The sequence below is a fragment of the Clostridium sp. TJA020 genome, assembly GCF_058310295.1.
The window spans coordinates 93,368-106,525 of the sequence record NZ_JBZEFC010000008.1 but is presented as its reverse complement, the minus strand read 5'-3'; the positions used below and the strand labels follow the sequence as shown (position 1 = coordinate 106,525).

At 24.5% G+C, this 13,158-nt stretch carries 10 protein-coding genes; 1 reads left to right on the top strand and 9 read right to left on the bottom strand.

Annotated features, from left to right (window positions below; all coding sequences use genetic code 11):
• Positions 1–203 precede the first annotated feature (203 nt).
• The 8 genes from AC4FQ1_RS11685 to AC4FQ1_RS11650 all read right to left on the bottom strand — a co-directional run bounded on the left by AC4FQ1_RS11685 (position 204) and on the right by AC4FQ1_RS11650 (position 9,894).
• Positions 204–2,213 carry a YgiQ family radical SAM protein gene (locus AC4FQ1_RS11685; protein ID WP_491169743.1) on the bottom strand — a complete coding sequence of 670 codons (2,010 nt, stop codon included), beginning with the start codon at positions 2,211–2,213 and terminating at the stop codon, positions 204–206.
• A gap of 195 nt (positions 2,214–2,408) precedes the next feature.
• On the bottom strand, positions 2,409–3,329 hold the full coding sequence (lplA, locus tag AC4FQ1_RS11680) for a lipoate--protein ligase (protein ID WP_491169742.1): 921 nt from the start codon (positions 3,327–3,329) through the stop codon (positions 2,409–2,411).
• Positions 3,322–5,025 carry a dihydrolipoyl dehydrogenase gene (gene lpdA, locus AC4FQ1_RS11675; RefSeq protein WP_303130448.1) on the bottom strand — a complete coding sequence of 568 codons (1,704 nt, stop codon included), beginning with the start codon at positions 5,023–5,025 and terminating at the stop codon, positions 3,322–3,324. Before lpdA ends, lplA begins: the two co-directional genes overlap by 8 nt.
• A gap of 129 nt (positions 5,026–5,154) precedes the next feature.
• Positions 5,155–5,508 (bottom strand): carboxymuconolactone decarboxylase family protein, encoded by a 354-nt coding sequence (locus AC4FQ1_RS11670; RefSeq protein WP_303130451.1) that lies wholly within the window; start codon positions 5,506–5,508, stop codon positions 5,155–5,157.
• A 105-nt stretch (positions 5,509–5,613) separates the two neighbouring features.
• Positions 5,614–6,039, bottom strand: a complete 426-nt coding sequence (locus AC4FQ1_RS11665; protein WP_303130453.1) for a MarR family winged helix-turn-helix transcriptional regulator — start codon at positions 6,037–6,039, stop codon at positions 5,614–5,616.
• A gap of 78 nt (positions 6,040–6,117) precedes the next feature.
• Positions 6,118–7,782, bottom strand: a complete 1,665-nt coding sequence (locus AC4FQ1_RS11660; protein ID WP_491169741.1) for an acyl-CoA dehydratase activase — start codon at positions 7,780–7,782, stop codon at positions 6,118–6,120.
• Complete coding sequence (locus tag AC4FQ1_RS11655; RefSeq protein WP_303130459.1) at positions 7,763–9,055, bottom strand: 2-hydroxyacyl-CoA dehydratase subunit D; 1,293 nt, start codon at positions 9,053–9,055, stop codon at positions 7,763–7,765. Before AC4FQ1_RS11655 ends, AC4FQ1_RS11660 begins: the two co-directional genes overlap by 20 nt.
• Positions 9,056–9,237: 182 nt before the next feature.
• Positions 9,238–9,894 (bottom strand): TIGR01906 family membrane protein, encoded by a 657-nt coding sequence (locus AC4FQ1_RS11650; RefSeq protein WP_491169740.1) that lies wholly within the window; start codon positions 9,892–9,894, stop codon positions 9,238–9,240.
• Positions 9,895–10,276: 382 nt separating this feature from the next.
• On the opposite strand from AC4FQ1_RS11650, the gene AC4FQ1_RS11645 reads away from it, so the two are divergent.
• Positions 10,277–10,966 carry a YczE/YyaS/YitT family protein gene (locus AC4FQ1_RS11645; protein ID WP_303130464.1) on the top strand — a complete coding sequence of 230 codons (690 nt, stop codon included), beginning with the start codon at positions 10,277–10,279 and terminating at the stop codon, positions 10,964–10,966.
• A 298-nt stretch (positions 10,967–11,264) separates the two neighbouring features.
• Here AC4FQ1_RS11645 and AC4FQ1_RS11640 read toward each other — a convergent pair whose 3' ends face one another.
• Positions 11,265–13,049 carry an AAA family ATPase gene (locus tag AC4FQ1_RS11640; protein WP_491169739.1) on the bottom strand — a complete coding sequence of 595 codons (1,785 nt, stop codon included), beginning with the start codon at positions 13,047–13,049 and terminating at the stop codon, positions 11,265–11,267.
• Between the last annotated feature and the right edge of the window lie 109 nt (positions 13,050–13,158).

Here is a 13,158-nt window from a genome sequence, read left to right as displayed (position 1 = left end):
TTGCTTCAAAATATTTACACCCCTTCTATATAATTTTATTTGTTAATATAATATTAACACCCTTAGAAAACATTTTCAATATTTTTACTTAAATTTTCCTTATATTTTTACTTATTTTTACTAAGATTATTTCATTTATTTTTACTATATATTTTTAATTAAATAAAAAAGAGAGCTATTTAAATAGCTCTACTTCATTTTATTTATCTTTTCTTTTTAAGTCTTAGCTTTGCAGGACCTCTACTTTTTTTCCCTTTATACATTTTAGTTTCTTCATTTTTTGATTGGTTATTAGAATTTCTACCTTTTCTATTATCTCTTGAATTCCTATTACTTTTTGAGCCTTTATTATCCCTTTGATGTCCTTTTCCTTTAGTTTTAGACTTTCCATGTTGACTTGCTATGTATCTTGTTTCTTTTGATTGAATTAAACATTTAGGACCATTACCTATTAAATCTTCCCTTCCAGCTTTAATTAAAGCATCATAAACAAGATTATAGTTTTTAGGATTTTTAAATTGAAGCAGTGCTCTTTGCATAGCCTTTTCTTCTTTAGTTTTAGGAATATATACTTCTTCCATAGTTAAAGGATCAAGTCCTGTATAAAACATTGTTGTTGACATTGTTCCAGGAGTTGGATAAAAATCTTGAACTTGCTCTGGTTGATACTTTATATCTCTTAAATATTCAGCAAGTTGAATTGCTTCTTTTAATCCACTTCCTGGATGACTTGACATTAAATACGGAATTATATATTGTTCTTTTTTCAGTTGTCTATTTATTTTAAAGAATTTTTCTCTAAATTTATCATATGTTTTTCCTGATGGCTTGTTCATATACTTTAAAGTTTGTGGAGCTACATGCTCTGGAGCTACTTTAAGTTGACCACTTACATGATGCTCTACAAGTTCTCTGAAGAAAGTATCATCTTTGTCAGCCATTATATAATCATATCTTAATCCTGATCTTACAAAAGCTTTTTTAACTTTTGGAATTTTCCTTATTTCTCGTAAGAGATGTAGGTACTCACTATGATCAACATCCATATTTTTGCAAACACCAGGAGTTAAACATTGTTTATTTTTACATGCTCCTATTGTAAGTTGATGTTTACAAGCAGGTTTTCTAAAGTTTGCTGTAGGTCCACCAACATCATGTATATACCCTTTAAAATCTTTAAATGTTGTAATCTCTCTTGCTTCTTCAAGTATTGATTCTTCACTTCTACTTTGAACAGCTCTTCCTTGATGGAATGTTATGGCACAGAAGTTACAGTTGCCAAAACAACCTCTTGAACTTACTATAGAAAATTTAACTTCTTCTATTGCTGGTATACCACCATCCTTTTCATATATAGGATGATAGTTTTTAGTATATGGAAGAGCATAAACTTCATCAAGCTCTTCTCTTGTTAATGGCATTTCTGGTTTATTTATAACAACATATCTATTTCCATGCTTCTGTATAAGTTGTTTTCCCCTAATTGGATCTTGCTCTTCATATTGAATTTTAAATGCTTTTGCATATTTCACCTTATCATTTGCAACTTCTTCTAAAGAAGGCAATATTTTATAATCTCCGTATACTTCATCTAACGATTCTATAGTATAACATGTTCCATTTACATGTCTTATGTACTTGGCTTCAAATCCATCATTTAACGCATTTGCTACTTCAACTATTTGTTTTTCACTCATACCATATACTAATAAATCTGCACCACTATCTATAAGTATTGAATTTCTTACATTATCTCCCCAATAATCATAATGAGCAAATCTTCTAAGGCTAGCTTCTATTCCACCTATTATAACATTAACATGCTTGTAGGCCTCTCTAATTTTATTACAATAAACTATTGTTGCTCTATCTGGTCTTGCCCCCATTCTTCCGCCTGGAGTATACATATCCTTATCTCTTCTTCTTTTACTTACAGTATAATGATTAACCATGGAATCCATATTACCACCATTAACTAAAAAACCAAGTCTTGGTCTACCAAGTTTTTTAAAGTCATCTATACTATGCCAATCTGGCTGTGCAATTATACCAACTTTATACCCTGCATTTTCTAAAACTCTTGAAATTATAGCAGTTCCAAAACTATGATGGTCTACATAAGCATCTCCTGTAACTATAATAAAATCACACTGATTCCATCCTCTTTCTTCCATATCCTTTTTACTTATCGGTAAAAATCTATTTTCTGTCATATTATCACCTTCTATCTATAATTATTAACCTATTATATTATTTTCTAATCTAGATTACTATTATAAAGCATATTCTCTTATTATAATACTTTTATTCAATAAAAAAAGTAAATTTTAAAAATTATTTTTAGTTATGATGTATAAAAAAGTAAAAAGAGAAGATTATTAACATACTCTTCTCTCTTATATAATGATTTAATTTATATTTTGTTTAATATACTCTAGTATATATTTTTCCGAAAAATCTTTACCTAACAGTACATTTTTAATTTGGTTAAAATCTATATTTTCTAATGTATCTGAATATATTTCTGCATTGTATATCTTATTATTTTTTATACTTAACAAAATTTGAATATTACCAAAATCAAACTTTTCCTCTAGCATAACGTTATAATTTGGGCTTTCTCCAAAATTCCACTCTCTACTTTTATACTTTTCATATAAAGAACATTTCTTATAACTTTCATTATATATATCTTTTTTAACTATATTCCCATATACTTTTTTAAAAGCATTTTCTAAAGAACTCTTTAAAATACTAACATTTATTTCATTACTTAAACTACTAAGATTAATTATTCTACTTTTTACAGATGTTATTCCTTTAGATTGCAATTTTAACTTTGAAGGCTTTAGAGCTTTTTGTAAAATATCTGTATTTACATTAATCATAATAGTTCCATGATGAAAATAATTTTCTCCATCATCATAAAATGCATTTCCTGAAAATTTTTTACCTTGTATTAATAAATCATTTCTTCCTGAAAATTCTACATTTAATCCAAACTTTTCTACGGCTAACTTTATAACACTTAATTGTTTTTCTAAATTTGCATTACAACTTTTTGTTATGAAAGTAAAATTTAAATTGTTTATATCATGAAATACTGTACCTCCTCCTGATATGCGTCTAACTAAATTTATATTATTTTTATTAATATAATCTATATCACACTCTAAATAAGGATTTTGATTTCTACCAACAACAACAGTATTTTCATTTTGCCAAAGATATAATATATTTTCATTTTCTAAAACATTATTTAAAAGTTCTTCTTCCAACGCTAAATTATAATATGGATTTAACTCCTCAGATATAACTATTCTATTCATGGTAATGTATAGCTCCTATACTAAGACCAAGTGCCGCTTCATGAATCACTTCAGAGGTTGTTGGATGAGCAAATATTGTTTCAATTATTTCATCTTCACTAATATTATTTTTAATAATTAATGTTAATGAACTTATTAAAGTAGATGCATCTACTCCTATTACTGATGCCCCAACTATTTTATTTTCATCTATATCTTTAATTAATTTTATAAATCCTCTTGTTTCTCCCATAGTCAATGCTTTTCCATTTGCTGAGAATGGAAATTTACTTATCTTTATATTTATATTCTTCTCATTACATTGTCTTTCTGTTAATCCAACATTCGCAATTTCTGGAGAAGTAAAAATTACATTTGGAACATAATCATAGCTTATTTCTTTATTTTTACCGAGTATATTATCTATAGCAACTATACCTTGATGAGATGCAACATGTGCAAGTTGAATTTTATTGGTAACATCTCCTATAGCATATATATTATCTACATTAGTTTTTAATTTATTATCTACACTTATTCCTTTTCCATTTTCATTTAATTTTATATCAGTATTTTCTATGCCTAAATTTTTAATATTAGGTTCTCTTCCTATTGCAACTAAAACGTTTTCTGATACTAAATACTTATCCTTTCCTTCATTTTCAAAAAATACTATTGCTTCTCCATTTTCTGATTTTTCAATTTTATTAACCTTTGAACTTGTGTATATATTAATTCCATTTTCTTTTGCTATTTCTTTAATTTCACATGATACATCATCATCAACCATAGTTAAAAGTCTGTCCATATATTCAACAACATTTACTTTAACACCAAAATTTGAATATATAAAAGCAAACTCCATTCCTATAACTCCACCACCAATTATAGTAATTGATTTAGGTAATTTTTTATTATCTAATGCAGATGTACTATTTAATACAAATGGTAATTCTATTCCTTTTATATTTATTTTTGAAATATTAGAACCTGTAGCAATTATAATATTTTCTGCATTTATTTTATACTCATCTTTTCCTTTTTTAACTAATACAGTTTTATTATTTATGAATTCTGCATTTCCTTTAATTACTTTTACATTGTTTTTATTTAATAAATATTCAATACCTGATTTTAAATTATTTTTTATATTATTCTTTCTTTCAACAACCTTTTCCATTTGTAGTTTAATTTCTTTAATTTCAAAACCAAATTCCTCACCTAAAATAGCTTCATTATATATTTCCGAAGATTTAACAAATGCTTTTGTTGGTATACATCCTACATTTAAACAAGTTCCGCCAAGATTATCTTTTTCTACTAATATAACATTCATCCCATTTTTAGCAGCATATATTGCAGAAACGTATCCACCAGGGCCTCCACCTATTATTAAAACATCTGTATTTATATTTTCTTTCTTTCCTTTAATTAAATTTGCAAAATAATCTACTTTAACACTATTATCCTTTTTATTCTCTTTAACCTCTTCTAATTCATCTACTATAAATAAAATATCTCCTTTTTTTACTTCTTGTCCTTCTGATACTTTTATTTCTTTTATTTTAAAGCTACTAGTAGATTTAAAAGGGGTATTTCCTTTGTTAGTTTCTATTTGCAATAATATTTGATTTTTCTTCACTATATCTCCTATAGATACATTTATTTTACCTACTTTAGCAGAATTTCCATTTATATTTTTTATAGTTATTTCCATATAAATCTAACCACCTTCAAAAATTTTAGAATAACTTCTTCAATTAAAAAGATTGCTTTAAAAACTATACTTTACTATAGCTCTTACAGCAATCTTTTAAAATATAATCTCTAAATTTTTAATGAAATTTTATTTGAAATCATTTTCAAATTCATCAATACAATCTTTTAATAAAGTTACTGTATATGCCATAGTTGGGCCTCCACCAAATGCAACTGAAACCATAGCTGCTTCTAATATTTCTTCTCTAGTAGCACCAGCTTCTAATGCTTTGTATGAATGGAACACTATGCAATATTCACATCTGTTATAAGTTGCTATACCAATACTTATTAATTCTTTTGTTTTTGTGCTTATAGCTCCTTCTGCATAGTTTGTACCTAATAGGTTCATAAATGCATTAACATTTTCACCATTTGTTTCTCCTAAACTACTTAATCCATTCATAAAATCATTTAACATTTGTCTTACATCTTTTTTCATACTAATCCTCCTACAATATAAACTCTCAATATATTAATTACACAAATACTTGCCATGCTAAGTATTATAATATAAAAATACCACCTAAAGGTGGTATTGTCAATCTTAACTTATATTATTTACCATTTTTTCTAATACTTTTTTAAATATATCTAATTCTTCACTACTAATACCTATTGTAGCATCTTTTTGAAATTGTTCACCTAAAGGTAATAATTTATTTCTAAGAGTTATACCTTTATCAGTTAAAAATATACTAGTTATTCTTCTATCATTATCATTCTTTTTTCTTATAACTAATTCTTCTTTTTCCATTCTATCAATTAATCTCACCATTGATGACTCTTTTACATTCATAAGATCTGAAAGTTCTCTTTGAAATATTCCATTATCATATTTTCCTATATAAAAAATAGCTATCCATTGAACTCTAGTTACTCCATACTCCTGTAATCTTCTATTAAATTCATCTGATATCTTTTTAGAACATTTATTAGTAATAAATCCAATACAATCATCTATATTAAACATAATTTCATCTCCATAATATAATCCTTAATACATTAGTATGATATTATATTTAATAAAAAAAGTAAATGAACAATATACCTATATATTTTCTAAAATCTTATTTAATCCTAGTATAGCTGCTCCAACAGCTCCACATATTTGTGGTTCATCAGCTATAACTAATTTACTATTTAACTTCTCTTCTATAGCTTTTATTACCCCTTTATTTTTAGCTACCCCACCTGTCATCATATATTTTTCACATCTACCAACTCTTTCTACAAGACCTACAGTTTTTGTTGCAATAGATTTATTTACACCGTGTATTATATCTCTTCTCTCTTTATTTTCAGCTATTAAAGTTATAACTTCTGATTCTGCAAATACAGAACAAACACTTGTTATTGTAAGATCTTCATTATATGATAATCCTTCTTGTGACATAGTTTCTAAATCAATTTCTAAAGTTTTAGCTATCATCTCTAAAAATCTTCCAGTTCCAGCTGCACATTTATCATTCATTACAAAACTTTTTACATTTCCATTTTCATCTAAACCTATAGCCTTGCTATCTTGACCTCCTATATCTATAATAGTTCTTACTTCTGGATTAAAAAAGTGTGCTCCCATACCATGACATGTTATTTCTGTTATATTTTCATCCACAAAAGGAATATTATATCTTCCATATCCAGTTCCTACTATAAGTGTAATATCTTCTTTTGAAATTCCAGCTTCCTTAATTGCTAATTCATAAGCAGCGTTTGCTGAATCCATACTTTTAGCACCTGTTTTAACTATTATACTGCTTAACATATTTTTATCTTTATCCATAATAACTGCATTTGTAGAAGTTGATCCACTATCTATTCCCATAACATAAATTTTATCTTTATTTTTAATTTCTTTCATTTTTACTTTTCCTCCACTTAACTGTTCATTAAATGCTTCAATACGTGTTTTTATTTGTCCTGCACTTTGACTTGTAAGATCCGTTTCTATTTTAAGTATAGGAGTTTTTCCCCTTTGTAAATTTACATATTCAAAAGAATAATGATCACAAAACTTAACTGTATGATAGATTATTCCTTTTAAATTTGGATCTTCTGTCAATGCTCTTCTATTTGTAGTATCCTCCATTCTCATACAAGGTGTATAACCTAATATTTCATCTGAATACCATGTAATAGCTTCATCTTTATCATTAAAATTTTTAATTTCAGTTAAATAATGTTCTCTAGAACAAGTATGATTTATTAAAGGGTAATCTAACAAATCCTCTACATTATTTATAAATTCTCTTGATATTTTTGCTCCCATTACAGCTATATATGGAGTATTTGGAGCCTTATTATTATCTAAATATTTATAAAGTCCTTTATTGAATTTTTCTATATTAAACTTTTTTCCACTAAACTTTTCATACTCATCAATAAACTTTAATATTTCTCTTTTTAACATATTTTTTGCACAACAATTATTCTTTCTTGGCAAATCCATCATATATACAAATTTAATTGAAGGAATATTCTCTAAAGTATCTTTAAGTCTTCTTATTGAATCACAACAGTTTACCAAAAATACTTTATCTATTTTCTTTTCGATTATTGTATCTAAAAGAGCTTTACTATATGAACACATGTTAGGATGTAAAAATTTATCTGACTCATTAAATTGAGAAACCTCACCATCTATAACAATTCCCTTTTCATCAAAAGCATCAAATACAGCAAAAGGACTATATTTACACATGCAAGCTATCATCTATATTTTCCTCCTTACTATTTAACATTTCAAAGAAGGCTTCAAGTCTTGTTTTATTTTGTCCTTCTTGACTATTTCTTCTATCTACTGCATCACCATCAATACTTAATACAGGAATATTATTTTTTTCTAAAGTATCCTTAAGTATTAATGAACCACCACTTGATTGTTTGCATCCAAAATGACAAAAGTTAATAACACCATCTGCATTTAAATCTTTAGCATATTTTAATATATTATTTGCTCTTCTTTCATAAGGTCCATTATATGAATTTAAAATTATTTTCTTTGCAATAGATGAATATGGATCATTTATATCTAATTTTTTCATATAATCAACATTCATATCTGAAATTAATAATTGATGCTCTTTATTTAAATCTAATAAATCTTTTATTGCATAACTATAAAATGGCAATAGATGAACCCATAATAATCTTTTTTCAGCTTTTATATCAGGATATTTTTCTATATCTTCTGCTAGTAGCTTATAAAACTTTAAAGTATCTTTTCTTCCCATTCCAGGATGTGTTACAAATACTTTAAACATTTCTGAAGTTATTGTATTTGGAAAGTATTTATGCTTTAAATTTTCTAAATATGTATTGTAATATTCTATTGATTGATTTTCATTTAAAATAACTTCCTTTAACTTCTCTTCATTTAATTTCTTATGTGTATTATCTTCAATGAAAACCACCATTTCTTTTAATTGATCTTTAACATACTCTTCTGCCTCAATATTATATTCATAAGGAACATCTATAACAAACTTTTCTATATTATAAATATTCGAAATATGTCTAAATGTATTAATATTCCCATCACATGCAGTAGATGTTGTAATAGCAAACTTTGGTTTAGGTAAAATTTTAGTCATAGCTGCTCCTAAAAAAGTTTTATGATATGAACAAAGACTATCTGATATACCAAAGCTTTCTGCTTTATCAATTAAAACATCTTCAAATTTTGTTCCTGATATGTAAGACGAAAAAGCTTCTATAAGCTGTGGATGCATATCAAAGGCATGTAAAAATTCAGTAGGTGTAAATACATTTACAAAGGCTGTATTTTCTGGATCTTTTAATGGCTCTAATGTAAACTTCATACAAAGCTTAGATAAATATCTAAGAGATTTAGGTAAATTCCTATCTCCTAATAAATTTAAATTTAAATACTCTAAATCATATCCTGCTTTAAGTAATTTTCTTACCTTATCTGGATTTTCAATATTATTTTTTAAAATATTGCTATAAATTTTTATAAAGTCCATATTTTCTCCTTAGGTTTAATTATTTTTTATTAATCAAATATTTATTATAACTTACTTTTTTTTATTTACTTTTACTATTCTGTGTACAAAAAATTAACAATACTTTATATTATTTTTTAAATTATATATTTAAAATAAAAAAATATGCCTTATTTTAAATTTAATAGGGCATGTTTTTATCTTTAACTAACATTTTTATAATACTTTTTCTTTAAGTTTATATAAATAAATTTTGAAATTATACCTACTAACAATGTAATAAATAAACATATAACTCCACATACCATAAAAAATTCTTCTGGTAATGCCTTTATTATAGGATCTGTAATAGGGTTAAATATCCAATAATCATTGTTAAAAAGTATTTTATGAAATTTATCAAATACAAATGTAAAATCAAAGTAAATAAAAATTAATATAAAAAATACAACAATAACAGTAAAGAAAAATAAATAATTCAAACTATTAATTGGTAATTTAAACTTATTATTCCTATTTAATAAAAATAATATAATTCCTACTATTAATAAAATTAAAAATATAACTTCTATTATAAAAACTATATTCTTAACTTCCCAAAAATGAAATTCTCCTGTGGAACTCATAACAAAATTGTCCAATTTAAGTTCTTTTACAAAAGGATTAGTAACATATGAAATTATTTTTTTATAATCTTCTATCAATAAATCTTTTTGTATTCCACTAATAATTTCTATATTAAAAAAATTTATACACATTTTATATATAAATGTAGAATTAAAAATTATTAGTACAGAACTTAATATTGAAATTATAAAAAAATATATAGCTATAAATAATTCTTTAATGAAATTTTTCATTTAACACCTCTTTATACATAATATATAAAATATACCACATAAACATATAAATTTCCATATAAATACATATATTGCAATATTAATATGACAGATACCTAAATTGTCACGTTTACAATTACACTTTTTGGTTAATTATTTTTTATTTTGACACTTTTTATTAGTAATATTTTTTTAGTTTTTTTAATTAAATCATCATTTTTTTAATAATTTATCAATTATTTTCGCTATTTTATAACTATTTTTTATGTAAACATTTATGTAAACATGAACATTTTAAATTTTTATTATTTTATTTAGAATTACATTTATGATATTCTGTATTCACGGTGCTGCTGGGACAAGTTTTAGCACTTTATATTTTTGAAATTACGGAGGTCTAGTGATGAAGAAACTTAACTGTAAACAATTAACTAAGAAACTAATATTTTTCTTTCTTGGTTTATGGATAATTCAAACTGGTGTTGCAATATTTATAGGAACTAATATAGGTTCTGACCCTTTTACTGTATTTACTCAAGGTTTAGCTAATGTTATAGGAATAACTCCTGGTATTGGTAATATGATAATTACATTCACATTTTTAGTTATTATATTAATTGTTGAAAGACATTACATAAATATCGGTACTGTTCTTGCTATGTTTGCAGCTGGTCCATTTATCGATTTAATGATAAGATTTTTTGAACCATTTAATTTTTCACAATACAACCTTATAGTAAAAATGATCTTATTAGCAGTTAGTTGTATAATAATCGCTATCGGTTTCTCATTACTTAAGGCTACAGAACTTGGAGTTTCTCCAAATGATGTTATTCCTTTTATATTATCAGATAAAAGCAAAAAAGAATATCGTGTTGTTCGTATGTGTTTAGATGCAGCTTTCTTAATAATTGGTTTCTTACTTGGGGGAGTTGTTGGAGTTGGAACTATAATAGCAGCTTTACTTACAGGTCCATCAATTCAATTCTTTATGCCAAAATTAGAAAAAGTTGTTCACAAATTCATATATACTAATGATGAATTAGAAGCTAGAAGAAATCAAGTTGTTGAAGAAGTAATTGAAACAAATTAATTTATATATTAAAAGAAGTACTATATAGTACTTCTTTTTTTGTTTTTATTAAAATGTAATGTTATTTATACTTTTTCTAACTATATAAATAACTTTAATAAATATATTTTTATAATACTTTTGTATATTATTATAAATTCTGTCAATACTTCAAATACATAGCTAAGAAATGGAGGATATACTTTAACATATATTTTAATCTCCTTTTAAATATTTTGTTATAAGAATATAACTTAAAACATTAACAAAACCTTATAGATAAACCTTCTAAAAATAATACTTATATCCTCCTTCTTAATTACATATTTAAAGAATTTATAAAATTATTAAACACATTATTTCCTCTGTTTATTATAAATAAATTTTTTCTACATCTACTTATAGCAGTATATATAAGTTCCATATTTTTATCACTTTTATCTATTATGAAGATTAAATTTTCAATTTCCCATCCAGTGAACTTTTCTATAGTACACATTTTTAATCCTTCTGATGTTGCTGAAAAATTATATTGTCTTGCCTCACGTAAATTTTCTAATATTCCCATATTATTTTCTCTTTTATTTATTAATAAAAATTCTTCTTTTGTCTCAAACATTCTTTCAATATTTATTCCATACTTTTTTCGAGCATAATATTCCATATCTCTTAATTCATCTAAATTCCCGCATATAATACATGTATTTTTATATTCTAAATTTTTATTATGCAAATAAAATTTACTTTTTTCAAATACATCTATATATGATAAATCATTAAAATATACATAAATTATTTCATCATCATTTATTGCTAATCCAATTTGTTCTTCAATAAATATATTATCTAATTCATATTTCTTTATAAAAAATTTCTTTTGAAATTCTTTAAGTAATATTGCTATATTAGTTGAAATTCTATAAGATTTTGTAAGTTCATTCCATCTTCCTCTAATATTAGTTTTAACCATCTTTTTAGTATCTAATGCTCTATTATAAATATTTTGTTTTTCATCCCCAAATAGTACATATTCTCCATTTTCCTTTAAAAATATATCCTTAATTAAGTCTAGCCACTCTCTTTTAAAATCTTGAACTTCATCTATAAATATTGCATCGTATTTATTTTCTTTTTTTACTAAAATACTAAATAACTTATATATATCTTCACTACTTAAACCTTTTATATCTATTCCTAAATCCAAAGCCCTTTGATTTATAAACATATAATAATTATTTATATAAAATATACTCCAATCAAACTTAATTCTTGAATTATTCATTTTATCCTTTATATAATTTTTTAAAGTATTATTATATGTTAATATTAAAATCTTTCCATGTCCATTTATTCTTTTATAAGCGGATATAGCTCTATTACATAATAAAGTTGTCTTACCACTTCCAGCAATTCCTTTTATCTTTACTTTTGCCCCAGCTTTACTTTTCATAAGTTCTATCTTTTTTTTATCTAAATTTATATATTTTACATTGCCACTATTATATTTTTCCCCTTTAATAACTTTTATGGCAATATTATAAATTTCTTTATCAAATAACTCATTTGGCTTTAATATATTTTTTATATCATTTATTATTTTTGAATTATCTCCCCAAAATTTTATACTTTTCATCTCTTTTGTATTATTACTAAATTTATTTATTACATCATAACTTTTACTCCCTGCAAAATATATAGCAGTATGAATTAAATTATTATAATTTGAATTTAATATTGTTCTTTTTATAATTTCTTCTATATGATATTTATAAATATTTTCTTTATATGTAATTAATTTTTCAAAAGGAGTTATAAATGGTACTTTATTATTTCTATTACTTTTATCTATTATAATTCCATAATCTCCAGCATTTCCACCAGTTACATATATATAATTTTCTAAATTCCAATCTAATATATCTAAAATTAATATTCCAGAATTCTCTTTAATTATTAAAATATTTAAATTATCTCCATTTATATTTGGTTTTATAAATATATTAAAACTATTATCTAGCTCCTCTTTAAATTTTTTTATTAAATTTAACTCTCCAACAGTTAACTCTGGTAATGTCTTCTTTAGATTACCATGAAATATAGCCATAACCAGTCCCCCAAAATTTTTAAATATAATATATTAAATATTTCTACCTATTTATTCCATTTCCTTCTAAGATATAAAAAAATAAGATGATTGTACATTTACAATCATC